The sequence below is a fragment of the Methylocystis sp. genome, assembly GCF_050246715.1.
Classification (GTDB): Bacteria; Pseudomonadota; Alphaproteobacteria; order Rhizobiales; family Beijerinckiaceae; genus Methylocystis.
This window is the reverse complement of record NZ_JBFWVN010000006.1, coordinates 15,805-31,115: the sequence shown is the minus strand read 5'-3', so window position 1 is coordinate 31,115 and position 15,311 is coordinate 15,805. Positions and strand designations below refer to the sequence as shown.

Annotated in this window: 17 protein-coding genes; 6 read left to right on the top strand and 11 right to left on the bottom strand. The window is 61.9% G+C overall.

Translation table 11 applies throughout. The features are described from left to right. Positions 1–41: 41 nt before the first annotated feature. From lpdA to rpmI, 3 genes are all read right to left on the bottom strand, one after another. Positions 42–1,481: a dihydrolipoyl dehydrogenase gene (gene lpdA / locus AB7I51_RS04380; RefSeq protein ID WP_428402955.1), complete on the bottom strand. Its 1,440-nt coding sequence runs from the start codon at positions 1,479–1,481 to the stop codon at positions 42–44. Between the two features lie 202 nt (positions 1,482–1,683). Further along, positions 1,684–2,049, bottom strand: a complete 366-nt coding sequence (gene rplT, locus AB7I51_RS04375; protein ID WP_428402954.1) for a 50S ribosomal protein L20 — start codon at positions 2,047–2,049, stop codon at positions 1,684–1,686. Positions 2,050–2,086: 37 nt separating this feature from the next. Beyond that, on the bottom strand, positions 2,087–2,287 hold the full coding sequence (rpmI, locus tag AB7I51_RS04370; protein WP_018264712.1) for a 50S ribosomal protein L35: 201 nt from the start codon (positions 2,285–2,287) through the stop codon (positions 2,087–2,089). A 365-nt stretch (positions 2,288–2,652) separates the two neighbouring features. Between rpmI and AB7I51_RS04365 the strand changes: the two genes are divergently transcribed. Continuing rightward, on the top strand, positions 2,653–3,765 hold the full coding sequence (locus AB7I51_RS04365; protein ID WP_428402953.1) for an amidinotransferase: 1,113 nt from the start codon (positions 2,653–2,655) through the stop codon (positions 3,763–3,765). 185 nt (positions 3,766–3,950) lie between these two features. On the opposite strand, the gene AB7I51_RS04360 is transcribed toward AB7I51_RS04365, so the two are convergent. After that, positions 3,951–4,277: a DMT family transporter gene (locus AB7I51_RS04360; protein ID WP_428402952.1), complete on the bottom strand. Its 327-nt coding sequence runs from the start codon at positions 4,275–4,277 to the stop codon at positions 3,951–3,953. Positions 4,278–4,433: 156 nt separating this feature from the next. Between AB7I51_RS04360 and AB7I51_RS04355 the strand changes: the two genes are divergently transcribed. Beyond that, positions 4,434–5,312 carry a pirin family protein gene (locus AB7I51_RS04355; RefSeq protein WP_428402951.1) on the top strand — a complete coding sequence of 293 codons (879 nt, stop codon included), beginning with the start codon at positions 4,434–4,436 and terminating at the stop codon, positions 5,310–5,312. A gap of 16 nt (positions 5,313–5,328) precedes the next feature. On the opposite strand, the gene AB7I51_RS04350 is transcribed toward AB7I51_RS04355, so the two are convergent. Continuing rightward, positions 5,329–7,032 (bottom strand): ATP-binding protein, encoded by a 1,704-nt coding sequence (locus tag AB7I51_RS04350; protein WP_428402950.1) that lies wholly within the window; start codon positions 7,030–7,032, stop codon positions 5,329–5,331. A gap of 10 nt (positions 7,033–7,042) precedes the next feature. Continuing rightward, entirely contained in the window at positions 7,043–8,581 is a 1,539-nt protein-coding gene (locus AB7I51_RS04345; RefSeq protein ID WP_428402949.1) for a YifB family Mg chelatase-like AAA ATPase, read from the bottom strand. 212 nt (positions 8,582–8,793) lie between these two features. On the opposite strand from AB7I51_RS04345, the gene AB7I51_RS04340 reads away from it, so the two are divergent. Continuing rightward, a complete protein-coding gene (locus tag AB7I51_RS04340; RefSeq protein ID WP_428402948.1) occupies positions 8,794–9,051 on the top strand; it encodes a GCG_CRPN prefix-to-repeats domain-containing protein in 258 nt (85 codons plus the stop codon). Positions 9,052–9,182: 131 nt separating this feature from the next. Here AB7I51_RS04340 and AB7I51_RS04335 read toward each other — a convergent pair whose 3' ends face one another. Continuing rightward, positions 9,183–9,311, bottom strand: a complete 129-nt coding sequence (locus AB7I51_RS04335) for a hypothetical protein (RefSeq protein ID WP_428402947.1) — start codon at positions 9,309–9,311, stop codon at positions 9,183–9,185. Between the two features lie 200 nt (positions 9,312–9,511). Here AB7I51_RS04335 and AB7I51_RS04330 point away from each other — a divergent pair, with 200 nt between their 5' ends. The 3 genes from AB7I51_RS04330 (at position 9,512) to AB7I51_RS04320 (ending at position 13,073) form a co-directional block, all read left to right on the top strand. Next, positions 9,512–10,651, top strand: a complete 1,140-nt coding sequence (locus tag AB7I51_RS04330; protein WP_428402946.1) for a hypothetical protein — start codon at positions 9,512–9,514, stop codon at positions 10,649–10,651. Between the two features lie 501 nt (positions 10,652–11,152). Further along, entirely contained in the window at positions 11,153–12,535 is a 1,383-nt protein-coding gene (locus AB7I51_RS04325; protein ID WP_428402945.1) for an MFS transporter, read from the top strand. A gap of 340 nt (positions 12,536–12,875) precedes the next feature. Then, positions 12,876–13,073: a CsbD family protein gene (locus tag AB7I51_RS04320; protein WP_428402944.1), complete on the top strand. Its 198-nt coding sequence runs from the start codon at positions 12,876–12,878 to the stop codon at positions 13,071–13,073. 258 nt (positions 13,074–13,331) lie between these two features. Here the strand turns inward: AB7I51_RS04320 and AB7I51_RS04315 are convergent, their stop codons facing one another. The 4 genes from AB7I51_RS04315 to exbD all read right to left on the bottom strand — a co-directional run bounded on the left by AB7I51_RS04315 (position 13,332) and on the right by exbD (position 15,308). Beyond that, positions 13,332–13,583: a hypothetical protein gene (locus tag AB7I51_RS04315; protein WP_428402943.1), complete on the bottom strand. Its 252-nt coding sequence runs from the start codon at positions 13,581–13,583 to the stop codon at positions 13,332–13,334. Positions 13,584–13,681: 98 nt separating this feature from the next. Then, positions 13,682–13,882: a NepR family anti-sigma factor gene (locus AB7I51_RS04310; RefSeq protein WP_428402942.1), complete on the bottom strand. Its 201-nt coding sequence runs from the start codon at positions 13,880–13,882 to the stop codon at positions 13,682–13,684. Between the two features lie 215 nt (positions 13,883–14,097). Beyond that, entirely contained in the window at positions 14,098–14,886 is a 789-nt protein-coding gene (locus AB7I51_RS04305) for a TonB family protein (protein WP_428402941.1), read from the bottom strand. Next, positions 14,883–15,308 carry a TonB system transport protein ExbD gene (exbD, locus tag AB7I51_RS04300; RefSeq protein ID WP_428402940.1) on the bottom strand — a complete coding sequence of 142 codons (426 nt, stop codon included), beginning with the start codon at positions 15,306–15,308 and terminating at the stop codon, positions 14,883–14,885. The genes AB7I51_RS04305 and exbD overlap by 4 nt, the downstream gene beginning before the upstream one ends. Positions 15,309–15,311: the final 3 nt, after the last annotated feature.

The window sequence follows — 15,311 nt, the reverse complement described above, 5'->3', positions numbered from 1 at the left end:
CGGGAATGACAGTCCAGGCGAACAGTTCAACCGGAAGTCGTTCAAACATGAATAGCGCGGCCGAAGGCGGCGAGCACGCTTTCATGCATCGTTTCCGACAGCGTCGGATGCGGAAAGATCGTGCGGATTAATTCTTCTTCGGTCGTCTCGAGATTCATCGCGATGACGAAGCCCTGGATCAATTCCGTCGCTTCGACCCCGAAGAGATGCGCGCCGAGCAGCCTACCGCTCTTGGCGTCGAAGATCGTCTTCACCAGCCCTTCGAGCTCGCCGAGCGCGATCGCTTTGCCATTGGCGAGATAGGGGAAGCGGCCGATCTTCAATTCAAACCCCTGCTCTTTCGCCTTCGCTTCGGTCAGGCCGACCGACGCGACCTGCGGGTGACAATAGGTGCAGCCCGGCACGCGCGATCTGTCGAGCGCATGGGCGTCCAGTCCGGCGATCGCTTCGACGCAGGAGACGCCCTCATGCTCCGCCTTATGGGCAAGCATCGGTCCGCCGGCGACATCGCCAATCGCGTAGACGCCCTCGACATTGGTGCGTCCCAGCCCGTCAATTTTGATGACGCCGCGCTCAAGCGCGACGCCGAGCGCTTCCAGACCGAGATTTTCGACATTGGCGACGACGCCGATCGCCGACAACGCGCGCTCGACTTCGAGCGTCTGACTCGCCTCGTCCGGCCCTTTCAGCGTAACGACGAGGCTATCCTTCTTTTTCTCGACCCCCGTCACCGTCGTTGAGACGCGAATGTCGATGCCCTGCTTCTTGAACGACCGATGCGCCAGCGCCGCGATCTCTTCGTCTTCGGCCGGAAGAATATGCGGCAGCGCTTCGACGAGAAAAACTTCGACGCCAAATGTCCGATAAAAGGAAGCGAATTCGACGCCGATGGCGCCGGCGCCAACGATGAGCAGCGATTTCGGGAAAGCTTCCGGCTTCATCGCCTCGAAATAGGTCCAGACGAGTTTCCCATCAGGTTCAAGTCCAGGAAGAACGCGCGGACGCGCGCCGGTCGCGATGATGATGTGCTTTGCCCGATAGAGTCCTTCGCCGAGCGTGGATTTCGGCGCCGGCAATTGCGGCAGCATCGGCGCCTTGGTCGGCGCGCCGACCCGGACCTCGCCCTTTGCCGCGATCGTCGCCTCGCCCCAGATGACGTCGATCTTGTTCTTCTTGAGCAGAAAGGCGACGCCGCCATTGAGCCGCGCCGCCGCTTCACGCGAATGCGCGACGATGCGCGCCGCGTCGGCGTTCGGCGCGCCTTCAAGAACGCCGAACCGCTCGCCTTCCTTGGCAAGGCGATAGACCTCGGCCGAACGCAGCAGCGCCTTGGTCGGGATGCAGCCCCAATTCAGGCATATGCCGCCGAGATGTTCGCGCTCGACGACCGCCGTCTTCAGGCCGAGTTGCGCGGCGCGGATCGCAGCGACATAGCCGCCCGGTCCGCCGCCGATGACGATGAGATCATATGTGTTGGTCATGCTCCGCCCTAGCTCGTGGCGAGATTATAGAGCAACTCGACGCCATGACGAGGCGACGCCAGTCCAGGTCGGCGCGCAATAAGCGGGCAAGCAAGTCGCCGAGGCAAAACGCTTCAGCAAGAAAAAGAACCTGGAAGTCTACCAAAGAAAAGCCTCCCGCAGCCAAACTGCGGGAGGCTCTAACCTGATCGCGATGGAAAGCTTACGCCGCCTGCGGCAGCGCCGATTTTGCCTGCGCGACGATGGCCGCGAAGGCTTCCGGCTGGTGGATGGCGAGTTCCGACAGGACCTTGCGGTCCACCATCACGCCCGCCTTGGCGAGGCCGTCGATAAAGCGCGAATAGGTCAGGCCGTGTTCGCGCACGGCGGCGTTGAGCCGCTGGATCCACAGCGCTCGGAAGGTGCGCTTCTTCGCCTTGCGGTCGCGCGTCGCATATTGCATCGAGCGGTCGACGGCGGCCTTGGCGGCGCGGATCGTGTTCTTTCGGCGGCCATAGAACCCCTTGGCGGCCTTGAAAGTCTTCTTGTGTTTGGCGTGGGCGGTGACGCCGCGTTTGACGCGAGCCATGACGAATCTCCTTCGGGGAAAGCGTTTTAGAGGCGGATCAGCCGTTCGGCAGGAAGTATTTCTTGACGTTGTCGCCGTCCGTCTTGAACAGCACGCTCGTCCCGCGCAGATTTCTGATCTGCTTGTTCGTCCGCTTGATCATGCCGTGGCGCTTGCCCTTTTGGGCATAGACCACCTTGCCTGTGCCGGTGATCTTGAAGCGCTTTTTCGCGCCCGATTTCGTCTTCAACTTGGGCATTTTGCTCTCCTGGGCCTGCGCCCGTTGTTTTTAAGCGCTGGCCTCATTGGCCGGCGCTGCTTCGCGCGAGCGAAAGAACCGCCACGGCAGCCCTTACTGGCCGGGCGGTTCTATGAAGCGCGCCTTATGTCGCAATGCGGAGGAAAAGGCAAGTCGTCGCAGGTCAAAGGGAGGACCGGAGTGGACTGCGCCCGCTCTTGGCGACATAGTTTGGCCACCCAGCGGGCTTCAATCTCAAACAAAACGAGTGAGACTTCAGCCGGCGGATCGTCAAACATAAGAAATAGGACGCTTTTTCCCATGACTTGAAGAACAGTTCAAAAGCGTTAGAAGTCTCTGGCGGGAAACGATTCCGGGGCGAAATTATGAATATCCATGCTTCTATGGAGTCCGCGATTGCCGCGGAATGTCCGGTCAATTCTCATAACGAATGGGATCCGTTGGAGGAGATCATCGTCGGGCGCCTCGAAGGCTCGACCATTCCTTCAGATCATCCGGTCGTCACCTGCAATATTCCCGGCATGGCCGCGCGCGCCCAGTCGCTTGCCGCCGGATTTCGCTTTCCGAAATTCATGATCGAGCCGGCGCAGCAGGAACTCGACGGCTTTATCGCTTTACTCGAGTCGCTCGGCGTCACGGTGACGCGGCCGGACGCGGTCAATCACAAGGCGAAATTCTCGACGCCGCACTGGTCGTCGCGCGGCTTCTGCAATTCCTGCCCGCGCGACTCGATGCTGGTGTTCGGTGACGAGATTCTCGAAACGCCAATGGCCTGGCCCTGCCGCTATTTCGAGACCCACTCCTATCGCGAAATCCTCAAGGACTATTTTCGTCGCGGCGCGCGCTGGACGTCGGCGCCAAAGCCGCAGCTCACTGACGAACTCTTCGACCCAGATTTCAAACTGCCGGAGAAGGGCGAGGAAATCCGCTACATCCTCACTGAATTCGAGCCGGTGTTCGACGCCGCCGACTTCTTCCGCTGCGGCCGGGACATTTTCGTCACGCGCTCCAATGTGACGAACGCCATGGGAATCGACTGGCTCCGCCGCCATCTCGGCGAAGGCTATCGCATCCATGAGATCAAGAGCCGCTGCCCCAATCCAATGCATATCGACACGACGATCCTGCCGCTCGGGCCGGGCCGACTGCTGATCAATCCGGAATATATCAATCCCGACGAACTGCCCGATATTTTGAAGAAATGGGACATTCTCGTCGCGCCGGAGCCCGATCCGATCAATGATCGCATCCTGGCGATCACTTCGATGTGCGGCAAATGGCTCAGCATGAACATTCTGATGATCGACGAGAAGCGCGTCATCGTCGATCCGCATCACACCAATATGATGCGGCAGATGGAGAAGTGGGGCTACGAGCCGATCCCCTGCTCTTTCCTGCACTATGCGGCGTTCGGCGGCGCCTTTCATTGCGCCACGCTCGACGTGCGCCGGCGCGGAACGCTTGAGAGCTATTTCTAAGGCGACGCCAGGAAATAACTAGATCGATCGCTGGAGCTATGGCGAGCCTAGAGGCTCGCGTTCCAAGGGCGGCGCATCCTGGACCGCGAGCCTCCCGGCTCGCATGGTTGGCGCATGTAATTCGCGGCGCCGACGAACGGCTTGCCAGTCCCCGACGCTCCTTTGAAGGCAATATCGGGACGATTTCATTTCATGTCGACGCCGCCGAGCCGCAGACCGATGATGCCCAGAACGATCAGAGCGATCGATCCTAGCCGCAGCATGGTGGTCGGTTCGTTGAACAGGTAGACTCCGACAAGCGTCGCTGCGGCGATGCTCGTGCCGGTCCATGCGGCGTAAGCCGTACCCGCTGGAATCGTCTTTACCGCAAGGCCCAGGCACCCGACGCTGGCCATCATGAAAAACACCATGATGGCCGAAGGCCAAAATCGCGTAAACCCTTGAGCATATTTCATACCGACTAGCCAGCCGACCTCACAGAGGCTGCCAATAAAGAGGATGATCCAGTCCATCTAACCGTCCTTGCTCCGCCGGCGCCCCCGCAGTGATTCGCCGTCGGGCGGACTTGTCGGTTTTGCGGCCCCTGGCGTCAAGGACCGCGTCCTGCGCCAGACGCCAATTTGCATTTCGCTCTCCGTCGCCCACATAGGCCGCAAGGAGCCTTTGTCATGCGAAAAATCGTCGGCGTTTATCCCGCCCCCGATTCCATGCATTGGGTCGGCGACGGCTTTCCCGTCCATTCGCTGTTCTCGCATCACGAGCATGGCGCTCGGGTGAGTCCCTTTCTGCTGTTCGACTATGCCGGACCGTTCGACTTTCCGCCAAGCGCCAAGCGCCGCGGCGTCGGGGCGCATCCGCATCGCGGCATCGAGACCGTGACGATCATTCTGGATGGCGAAATCGCGCATCGCGACTCGACCGGCGCCGGCGGGCTCATCGGCCCCGGCGACGTGCAGTGGATGCGCGCCGCATCGGGCGTCGTTCACGAGGAATATCACTCCGAAAGCTTCGCCAAGTCTGGCGGACGCTTCGAGCTCGTGCAGCTTTGGGTCAATCTGCCGGCGCGCGACAAGATGAGCCCGCCGCGCTACCAGACCCTCCTCGACAAGGACATTCCGCGCGTCGATCTGGCGGACGACGCCGGCCTCGTTCGCGTCATCGCCGGCGAATTCGACGGGCATCGCGGACCAGCGCAAACGGCGACGCCGATCGATCTTTGGGACATGCGCATCGATGCGGGAAAAAGCGTCCGCTTCACGCTGCCGGAAGGCCACACGGCGCTTGCCGCGGTTCTCGAAGGGACAGTCGAGGTCAACGGTGAGAAGGTCGCGCGCGCCATGGACGTCGTCGTCTTCGACGAAACAGGAGGCGAGGTCGCTTTTGAGGCGAATAGTGACACGAAGCTCATCATCATGAGCGGCGAACCGATCGACGAGCCCGTGGCGCAGCAGGGACCTTTCGTGATGAACACGCAGGATGAATTGCGACAGGCGTTCGTCGATTACCAATCGGGTCGCTTCGGCGTGATCGCGCAGCCGGACGCCTGACAAGGCGCCGCCGTCTTTATGTTCGGCGCGACGCTGCTCGCAATTCCTGGATCGTCGCCGCGAGAGAAGAAAACTCCACCGGCTTGGTGAGAAAGGCGTCGACTCCGGCGGCGCGAGCGGCGCGTTCGTCCTCCTCGCGGGCGCTGGCCGTCAGCACCAGTATCGGCGTGCGCGGGGCGCCCGCGCGCGTTTCGGCTTCGCGAATGCGAAGACTCGCCTCGCGTCCATCGAAATCAGGCATGAAGAGATCCATGACGATCACGTCATAGGGCGCGCCGGCGCCCTCAATCGCCTCACGGGCGCGCGCAAGCGCGAGCGCGCCGCTTTCCGCTCTGGTCACCTTCGCGCCAAGCTTGGCGAGGTGGCGCATCAGGATGAGCGCGTTGATCTCATTGTCTTCAGCAACGAGCGCGTTCACTCCGGCGAGCGCCTGCGCCTGCGCGCCCTCCTCATTCGCCGGCGCCTCGGCGCTCGCGTGCGACAGGCGGGCGATAAGCGAGGCGATCCGCACCGGTTTTACCAGCCAGCCGTCGAAATCGCACAAAGCCTCTTCGCCGAAGGCGCGCCGCTCAAGCGGCGAGAAGAGAAGGAACAGCCGACGCGCCTGCGCCGCGCGCGCGGATTGAGCCAGTTCGGCGGTCATTTGGGGCCCGAGCGCGCAGTCGACGATGATGGCGTCGAAAGGTCGTTCACGACGTCTTTGCATCGCGTCTGGCGCGTCTGCCGCCGCAACGATCTCCGCCTTCGCGCCAGCGTAACGCAGGCTCTCCGCGAGATAAGGCGCTTCAAAGACGCTTTGCGCGATGATGAGCGTCTCAAGTCCGTCTAGCGGGGTCGAAACGACGTCTTCGGCGATCGGCGGCGCGGGGAGCGTGAAGGCGAAAACCGAACCCTTGTCGGATGATTCGACGAGCGCGAGCGCGCCGCCCATTCGCGCCACCAGCCGGCGGGAAATGGCGAGGCCGAGACCCGTGCCCGCGCGGGGGTGGTTCTCGGAAGGGTCGGCCTGTTCGAATTCTTCGAAAATCGCTTCGCGCGCCTCGTCCGGCACGCCGGGTCCGGTGTCGCACACCGCGAAACGCAGCCGCGCGCCGTCGCGCATGACGCGCAAGCCGACGCCGCCGCGTTCAGTGAATTTCACGGCGTTGCCGATGAGGTTGAGCAGCACCTGCCTTAGCCGGGCCGGATCGCTCACGATTTCACGGGGCGCGTCGGGCGAGATCACGCTAGCGAGTTCAAGGCCCTTGGTCAGGGCGCGGGGCGCAAGAAGTTCGACGACGCTTTCGACAAAAGGGGCGAGCGCAAAGGTTTCGCAGCGCAGCTCGAACTTGCCGGCCTCGATCTTGGAAAAATCGAGAATGTCGTCGATGAGCTGCGAGAGCGAACGGCTCGAATCGCCGATCGCTTCGACATAGCTCGCCTGTTCGTCGGTCAGCCTGGTCATGGCGAGGAGCTGCGCCAGTCCCATGACGCCGTTGAGCGGCGTGCGGAACTCGTGACTGACCGCGGCGAGAAAGCGAGACTTCGCCAGACTCGCGGCCTCGGCGCGGTCGCGGGCGGCGGCTGCGGCGCGCAACTCCCAGATTTCATCGCGCAGCGATTCAAGTTCGCCTTCGACTTGTCGGCGGCCGTGCTTGAGCAAGGCGACGCAAATCGCCGCCGCCAGCGCCGCCAGGATCAGCTGTGACGCGACCAAAATCCCGAATTGGGCTAATGACATGCGCCCATCATCAGGCCGCAAGCCGCCCCAATGCAAGCCCCGCGCGATAGGAAAGCGCTTCGGCGAGATGCGGTCTGCCGACGGATTCGGCGCCATCGAGATCGGCGATTGTGCGCGCTAGCTTCAAAACTCTGTGAAAGCCGCGCGCCGTGAGGCCGAAACGCTCGGAGGCGTCGCGAATCAGCGCCGTGCCCGGCGCATCGAGTCGAGCCACGCGCTCGATCACCCCCGCCGGCGCGGCGGCGTTGGCGGCGACGCCCGGCAGGGAGAGAGCGTCATAGCGGGCGCGCTGAATTTCGCGCGCGCGCGCGACGCGCGCCGCGACTTGGCGCGAACCTTCGCTCGGCGGCGGCAACACGAGATCTGCGGCGGTCAACGCAGGGACTTCGATCTGGACGTCGAAACGGTCGAGCAGCGGCCCTGACAGCCGCGCTTGATATTGCGCGACGCATCGCTCGTTGGGCTGACGCTTGCAGGCGAAGCCAGGGTCGTTCGCATGGCCGCAACGACAGGGATTCATCGCCGCGACAAGCTGAAAGCGCGCCGGATAGACGGCGCGATGATTGGCTCGCGACACCGCCACCTCGCCGGTTTCAAGCGGCTGGCGCAGGCTATCGAGGACCTGGGGCTGGAACTCCGGCAATTCGTCGAGAAAGAGGACGCCATGATGCGCGAGCGAAATCTCGCCTGGCCGCGCACGGGTCCCGCCGCCGACCAGCGCCGGCATGGAGGCGGAATGATGTGGGGCGCGAAAGGGACGCCGGTCGGTCAATTCGCCGCCAGCGATCTGCCCGGCCACCGAATGAATCATCGAGACTTCGAGCAATTCGCGCGGCGTGAGCGGCGGGAGGATCGACGGCAGCCTTGCGGCGAGCATCGACTTTCCGGCGCCCGGCGGGCCGCTCATGAGGAGATTATGGCCGCCGGCGGCGGCGATTTCGAGCGCCCGCTTGGCGCTCTCCTGCCCCTTGATGTCCGAAAGATCGGGTTGATCGACAGCGAGTTTGCGGACCGCCGGCTGCAGTCGGGCGAGGACTTGCGCGCCTTTGACATGGTTGACGAGCTGGATGAGCGAGCGCGGGGCGATCACCTCCATCTCGCTCGACGCCCAGGCGGCTTCCGGCCCGCATTCGCTGGGACAGATCAGACCCAATCCCCGCGCATTCGCCGCCACCGCCGCCGGCAGGACGCCCGCCGTCGGCGTCAACTCGCCGTCGAGAGCGAGTTCGCCGCGCACAACGAAACCTTCGAGCGCGTCCGAGGGGATGGCGCCGATGGCCGCCATGACGCCAAGGGCGATCGGCAGATCATAATGACTTCCTTCTTTCGGCATGTCGGCGGGAGCGAGATTGACGGTGATACGCTTTGCCGGCAGCGCCAGCCCCGAGGCGATCAAGGCGGCGCGCACCCTTTCGCGCGATTCGGCGACGGCCTTGTCGGCAAGGCCAACGACGTTGAAAACCACCGCGCCGCTCGAAATTTGCACTTGAACGTCGACGGGACGGGCCTCGACGCCTTCGAAAGCGACCGTCGCCACCCTCACCGCCATCTTCCGCCCCCAACAACTCTTTCGCCGAAATTGCGTTGCAAGCTTAACCGGCGCGCCACCGTGACGCAAGAACAATATGTGAACATTTGAGCGGCGAATAACTTAGATCGTAAATGGCAATTGCCACGACTCCGGTAGGGCGCAGATATTCGATTGGCGCCGGCGAAGCAAAACGCGCCCGGCGCCGGTCCGGGTAAAGAAGGAGATTGGAGATGCGATTGAGAACGGGTCTCGCGCTTATATTCGCCGCCGCTTTGGCCGCGCCCGCCCATGCGGCCATGCCGGTCGCGCCCGCTGAGACGGCGGCCGCGCCGATCGTTCAGGTCTATGGCGGTTGCGGCCCCTACGGCCATCGCGGCCCCTATGGCGGCTGCCGCTGGGGCGGACAATGGGGCGGCTATCGCTACGGCCGGCCCTGCCCGCCCGGCTTCCATCTCGGCCCTTATGGCCGCCGCTGCTGGCCGAACTGAAACCCGAAAACAAAGCCCGGGACGGGGATTTGTCTCGGGCTTTGCCGTCCGACGCCGTCAAGACATCGGCGTGGCGGGCTTAAATCCCATCCGCGGCGGCCTTGGCGCGCGACGCGGCGCTGGCTCAGCTATTAAAAGACCGCTCCACTCAAGGTCGCGACATGGCTGAATTCGCCAAACGCCATGGCGATGTTGAGCGTCTCGGCGGCCAATGCAATAGCGACGATTCCGAAAATTCCTGTCGCGATCACCGGTTTCATGGGCTTCTCCTCTTCGCGTTGATCAAAATTTAAGGCAGAGGCGCGCCGCGATTCTGTGCGCCGTCGCACACGGGCTGATCCGCAGGTCGATGGAGAGGCGATGTTTCGATACTGGGCGCATGATGCCGAAGGGCGCTCGAAAGCGCCGCCTAACGAAGCGCAGATATGAAGCGTCTAGCGCAGCCTAAGGACCGGCGCTGATGGCCTATCGCATACAGTCGATCGTGAGACTTTTGACGCTGATCGCGTCAACGCCGATAGCGCCGGCTGCGGCGCAGAACGCGCAGCTTCCGCGGCTCTACACCAATGAAATGTCGATCGAGGACGCGACGCGACGGGCAACGCTGGCCATTGACGATCCTCTTGCCGTATTCGCTTTCGTTCTCGGCGCGTTGCCGGACCGAGTCCGGACCTATCCGACGGAGAATTATTACTATTTCAGCTTCGTTCTGAATGGGACGCGCTATCTGGGCAATATTCGCCTTCCGGCGGCGGAGCGCGACAGCGGCAAGCTCCGCTTCGAATATTATCAGGAGACGAGCGCGGGATCGGGCCAAGGCAGCGCCTTTCACACGATTCTCGACTCTTCGCATGGCGTCGCGGTCGAGAAAGTCGCGCCCCTGACCTATCGCGTCACGCAAGGCTCAAAGAGCGTCATCTTCGCGCTCGAAGATTTGTCGGGCGTGCGACCGCCCGAAAGCGCGATCGGGCCGAATGAGGAATTCCTCGGTCCGATCATCGATGAGTCGGGCATGCGATTTTATCTCGTCTACAATTCAAGATTGAAGCTCTTTCATTATGTTCTCGACGAGAATTCCGCTGGCGCCGATGAACTGGTCCGCTCACGACGAAATGATCGGCTCTTCATCGGCCGACGAACCGGCTTTGCCTTCTATCGCGATCGACGTCTCGATCAGCGTATCCTGATCGGCGTGCGGGAAGAGGATTCCCGCCTCAACACATATTTCGACGGGCCGTTCGATCAATTGCCGGAGAACTTCATCAAGGGCGAAAGCCTGCGCGACGCGATCGTCGACTTTGATCCCAGCGTTAGCGGCGAGATCGATCGCTTCGGCAATTTCCTCGACGGCAGCGGCCGCTACCTCATCCATCCTTACATTCGCTATCGAACGCTAAACGACCTCTATGCTGTGCATAGATGCGCAAGCCGCAGCGAGCGCGCGGCGAAATACTATAAGTGCCTGGCGAGCAATGACGACGGGAGGGGCGGCGTTGTCGGCCGTCCCATCCGAGAAAAACGCGCGTTCCGTTTACGGCGCGAAACTAAAGAAATTGATTACCAGCACCGGCGCCACACGCGGCAGCGACGGCCGCTGTAATAGCCGTGCCAGCAGCGACGCCACCTACGGCACCACGCCTCCTGAACGATCGAAGAGGACGCTGTCAGATCGCGAATCCCCACGCCGCTCACCGGCGCGGCGGTAGCGGGCGAGGCGCCCAGAAACAGAGCGAAGAGCCCGACGGCCACGGACGTCGTGAGTAAAGCGCGCATTCCATTCTCCCTCTTTGCTGAATCGGGCCATGTTCTAACATCGCGTCGCCGCAGTTCGTGAACTCGGCCGAGGAAAGCCTCGATGCGATCCCACCGTACGGCCCAAAGCAACGGGTAAATGTAGATCGCTCCGCGACGATGAAAAGCCGCGCACGGCTAAAAAGCTCCCTTGCCGAGCAGAAAATCGATGCGCGACGACGCGCTGCCGGCGCCAGCGCTGCAACAGATCGCTCGCCATGCCGCGTGGAATCGCTGACGCCACAACTTGTTCAAACAATGTTCCGCCTCAAGCGGGTGGATTAGCGCTGTTCGGTCCTTTAGATTGAGCATGATGCGATCCAGACACGCCGCCTTGAACACGCACGAGGCATCGCAAACAGAGCGCGTCTCGCCCGAAAAATCTGTCCATGGCGCGGTCCGCCGCGCGCCCGGGACTGGGGCAGACTTCAGGCGTGAACAGGCGCGGCGACGCGTACTGGCGATCACGGCGCTGATCGTCGCCGGAGAGTCGGTCTTTCTGCTTCCGTTTGTTGTGGCGCGCGTCTTCCGTCCCACGCTCCTTGACGTCTTTCAGATAACCAATCTTCAGCTCGGCGCCGCCTATTCGGTTTATGGCGTCGTCGCGGTGGCCGCGTATTTTTTTGGCGGCCTGCTTGCTGATCGACTCCCCGCACGCGCAATGTTGGCGGTTGCATTGGCGTCCACCGCCGCCGGCGGTCTCGTCTTGATGACGCTGCCGTCTCCATCGACGCTGGCGCTCTTATATGGCTATTGGGCGATCACCACGATCGCCCTCTTCTGGGCGCCGTTGATTCGCGCCACCCGCGAATGGGGCCTCAACTTTTCTCAAAGTCGCGCGTTTGGACTGCTTGAGGGCGGCAGAGGCGCGCTGTCGGCGGTCATGGCGTCAATCATGGTCGTCTTGTTCGCGGCGCTGCTGCCCGAAGACAGCGAGACAGCCAGTCTCGCGCAGCGCACGGAGTCGTTGCGGCAGATTACTCTGCTCCTCACCGCGACGACCGGCGGAGCCGCTTTGCTGATCTTTCTGGCGCTGCCGGCGCGCAAGGCGCGGCGACAGGAAGCGATGTCGATCAGCGGAGTCGCCCGCGTGTTCGCCATGCCATCGGTCTGGCTCCAAGCAGCGATTATTCTTTGCGCCTATGTCGGCTTCAAAGCCATCGATGATTTTTCGCTTTATGCGAACCAGGTCATCGGACTGAATGAGGTCGACGCAGCGCGCATCGGCGTCGCATCGCTCTGGATTCGGCCGTTCGCCGCCATTGGCGTCGGCTATCTGGCCGAGCGAATTGGCGCGCCCGTCATGACCATCGCCTGTTTCACGCTGCTTGCGGCAGGGAGTTTCACGCTCGCCGCCGAGGCGCTTGACGCCGGCATGGCATTGGCGTTCGTCTCGGCGATCGTCGTCAGCGGAATTGGCATATTTGGGCTGCGCGGACTGTATTTCGCGATCATGCAAGACGGCCAAATTCCCCTGGAGCATACAGGGAGCGCGGTTGGCTTGGCGTCAGTCATCGGCTACGCGCCGGATATTTTCATGGGTCCGCTCATGGGCTATCTGCTCGACGAATGGCCCGGCGCCACAGGGCACGGCTATGTGTTCAAGGTCGTCGCTTGCTTCGCGATGCTGGGGCTCATCGCGAGCTATGTCTTCGCGCGGCTTGCCGATCAGATCAGGCTGCAAGCCCGATAGCGCGGCGTCGACGCTGCAGTGCCCCGCTGAACCAACTGCAGGCTTGGATTAGGCCTTAGCGGCGGCGCCGAAAGGCGAAGCACGCTGACATGAAGCGGTGCGGTAATGGGCTCGGGCTTTCGACCCCCACAAAGATGATCGTTCGCATTGCGTTGTAATTCCTAAGCGCTTTCGAGTTTAGCGAACAGGCTACGGCAGAGTTTCCACGCTGTGAGAAATCTTGAATCTGAAAGAGAGCGCGAGTCTAGACGGAACATCTACGCGAGCAAATGGTTATTCAATCGTGAAAGCCGGGCCCGGGCTCACTTTCTTGCGGCCGTCTCCAGATAAGGAGGAATCCATGAACTGGGACACGATCGAAGGCAACTGGAAGAAATTCAAAGGCAATGTGAAGGAGCAGTGGGGCAAGCTCACGGATGACGACATTGCGCGCATCAACGGCAACCGCGAGCAGCTTGAAGGCATGATCCAGGAACGCTACGGCGTGGCGAAGGACAAGGCCAAAGCGCAAGTCGAGGACTGGATCTCGCGGCATTAAAGCGCGCAGCGAAATAGAGGAATCCAGACTCTCGCATAGAGCGCGCGCTCAACTTTCCAAATCGATCACGTCATCCGCGTTTGGGCGATTCCGCCCGAGCGCAACGTGATCCGGTTGCTGCGCTTCTACGCCGGCGGGACAAGCTCGCCGGCGTTTCCTTTCGAAGTTGGCGGATCAGCGCATTCTTCCGAATTCCACAAAAGCGGAACAATTGGCGTCGCTTAAAGTTTAATCGTCGCGCCTTCGCGAAAGGAAGGGTTAACCATGAAAAAAGTCATTCGCCCATTTACCATCGAATATCGTTTGAAGCGCGGCAGGCTGCGATCGGTCCGAGGCGGCGAGTCGTCCGGATTTGCCGATCAACCGGCTGAACGCATCTTCCGGGGCAAAGACGCGCGTGATGACCTTTCCGTCTGGCAGGCTCTCTTCAAGCAGGAAGAACGCACGCCATGACAATCGCTTCACCGACGATCGATTCGAAAGATGACAAGGCGCTGCTTCGACGCTCATTGAGCGAGGCGCCGTCGGAGGATCTCAAAGTTGCGCTCGCAAAACTGAACTTTGACGATCGTCCGGAGAGAATGCGCCAAGCTGATCCGTGCGGCTACTTACTCCGCCGCTAGATTCAGCTTCTCCAAGAGCGCAAGCATGTCTTCCGGCAATGGCTCCGAAGCGACATCCGAGAATTGCCGCCGAAGCTGCTCGCCAAGCCGCATAATGGTTCGCTCCAGGTCGAGCTCCTCGCGCTGCGCTTGATTTCTTCTCATTGCCAGCTCTGTCCGGTTCGTGCAGGTTTCATGTGGCGACATGAGCAGCCCTCCACGTGGCTTATTGGAGCGCCGGTTCGAAAATCAGTTCCGACAATGCTTCAAATTTTTTAACAAACAGAAAAGCGTGGCTGCAAAAAGCTCTGTGGAGAACTCGCGCCAGCTCTCTCAAGCTTCAGGCTCGCCAGCCGCGCTCCGCGCAAGCAGTCACTCAAGCTGCTTGCGTCAGAGTACGACCGTTGGATCAGAGTCGGTTCTCATTTTCCCTTGGCGCGGAATTGGACCGGCACTTCGAATGTCAACCCTTCGTCGGCGATCACTGGCGGCGGCGGCGGCACCGGATCGGCGCGCTTCATCATCGCAAGCGCCGCATCGTCAAAAGCCGGATGTCCGGCCGAACGCTTGATGTTGCAGCTGACGACATGGCCACGCCTGTCGAGCGTGAACGAGACGCTCGCTTCAGCCGAGCGACGGCCGCCGCCGCTCGGATAGCGTTTGTGGCGGTTGAGATGCGAGATCAGAGCCTTTTGCCAAGTCACAATGACCGCATTCGCTTTGACGTCGACGCCTTGCGCCGGCGACACCGGCCTGTCGGAAATCTGCTCGGCGTCCGACTTGGGCGGCGCCGTGGCTTCTGAAGCCGCCGATTCAGCTGAAACCACCGGCTGCGCCTGAACCTTCTTTTCCTCTTCGACCGGTTTGTCCGGAGTGGTGTTGTGCGTGAGTTCGGCCTCTTCGGCTTCGGTTCGCGCGATCTGCTCCTCCTTCACCTCCTTCGCCTCGGAAGCGGCGGCGGAGGGCGCCGCTGCGGCCGCTTCGTCGGCGACCGGTCCCGGAGGCAGGTCGGCGGCCTCGACGTCGCGAGGCGCCGCCGGCTCGAGAGATATTTCGATCGCCGGCGCGCCGGAAGCTTCCTCGTCATCGCCCTGCAAGGTTAGGAAGGCGGCGACGGCTCCCGCGACGTGCAGAAGCAGGGCGAAAGCCACGGCGAGGCTCCAAAGCCTGCCGTTCGACTGCGGATTTTGGAGAGCGGCGGCGGCGCTCATTGCGCGCTGGGCTCCTTGCCGCCGGCGTCCAACGCGACGAGGGCGACGCGCAAATAGCCGCCGGCGCGCAGACTCTCCAACACCGCCATCATCTCGCCATAGGGCACGCTGGCGTCCGCTCGCAAAAAGATGCGTTTCGATTTGTCGTTAAGATGCGCATCAAGCGCCGAAACAAGATCCTTTCGCTTGACCGGCGTCTCGCCCAAGGCGAGCGCAAGATCGCTCTGAATCGTCACATAGACTGGCTTGTCCGGCTTTTCATGGGGCGCGGCGTTGGAGGCCGGCAGATCGACCGGAAGATCGACTGTGGCGAGGGGCGCCGCCACCATGAAGATGATGAGCAACACGAGCATCACGTCGATAAACGGCGTGACGTTGATCTCGTGGGTTTCTTCAAGGTCGCCTTTGAGATGAACGGCCATGAG

What these genes read in the sequence shown, in the direction of transcription:
- AB7I51_RS04320 (WP_428402944.1), top strand. Translation starts at nt 12,876, where the DNA reads ATGAACTGGGACACGATCGAAGGCAACTGGAAGAAATTCAAAGGCAAT.
- AB7I51_RS04330 (WP_428402946.1), top strand. Translation starts at nt 9,512, where the DNA reads ATGGCCTATCGCATACAGTCGATCGTGAGACTTTTGACGCTGATCGCG.
- AB7I51_RS04310 (WP_428402942.1), bottom strand. Translation starts at nt 13,882, where the DNA reads ATGTCGCCACATGAAACCTGCACGAACCGGACAGAGCTGGCAATGAGA.
- AB7I51_RS04345 (WP_428402949.1), bottom strand. Translation starts at nt 8,581, where the DNA reads ATGGCGGTGAGGGTGGCGACGGTCGCTTTCGAAGGCGTCGAGGCCCGT.
- lpdA (WP_428402955.1), bottom strand. Translation starts at nt 1,481, where the DNA reads ATGACCAACACATATGATCTCATCGTCATCGGCGGCGGACCGGGCGGC.
- AB7I51_RS04355 (WP_428402951.1), top strand. Translation starts at nt 4,434, where the DNA reads ATGCGAAAAATCGTCGGCGTTTATCCCGCCCCCGATTCCATGCATTGG.
- AB7I51_RS04305 (WP_428402941.1), bottom strand. Translation starts at nt 14,886, where the DNA reads ATGAGCGCCGCCGCCGCTCTCCAAAATCCGCAGTCGAACGGCAGGCTT.
- AB7I51_RS04325 (WP_428402945.1), top strand. Translation starts at nt 11,153, where the DNA reads ATGATGCGATCCAGACACGCCGCCTTGAACACGCACGAGGCATCGCAA.
- AB7I51_RS04365 (WP_428402953.1), top strand. Translation starts at nt 2,653, where the DNA reads ATGAATATCCATGCTTCTATGGAGTCCGCGATTGCCGCGGAATGTCCG.
- AB7I51_RS04315 (WP_428402943.1), bottom strand. Translation starts at nt 13,583, where the DNA reads ATGAGCGTCGAAGCAGCGCCTTGTCATCTTTCGAATCGATCGTCGGTG.
- exbD (WP_428402940.1), bottom strand. Translation starts at nt 15,308, where the DNA reads ATGGCCGTTCATCTCAAAGGCGACCTTGAAGAAACCCACGAGATCAAC.
- AB7I51_RS04360 (WP_428402952.1), bottom strand. Translation starts at nt 4,277, where the DNA reads ATGGACTGGATCATCCTCTTTATTGGCAGCCTCTGTGAGGTCGGCTGG.
- AB7I51_RS04340 (WP_428402948.1), top strand. Translation starts at nt 8,794, where the DNA reads ATGCGATTGAGAACGGGTCTCGCGCTTATATTCGCCGCCGCTTTGGCC.
- AB7I51_RS04335 (WP_428402947.1), bottom strand. Translation starts at nt 9,311, where the DNA reads ATGAAACCGGTGATCGCGACAGGAATTTTCGGAATCGTCGCTATTGCA.
- rplT (WP_428402954.1), bottom strand. Translation starts at nt 2,049, where the DNA reads ATGGCTCGCGTCAAACGCGGCGTCACCGCCCACGCCAAACACAAGAAG.
- rpmI (WP_018264712.1), bottom strand. Translation starts at nt 2,287, where the DNA reads ATGCCCAAGTTGAAGACGAAATCGGGCGCGAAAAAGCGCTTCAAGATC.
- AB7I51_RS04350 (WP_428402950.1), bottom strand. Translation starts at nt 7,032, where the DNA reads ATGTCATTAGCCCAATTCGGGATTTTGGTCGCGTCACAGCTGATCCTG.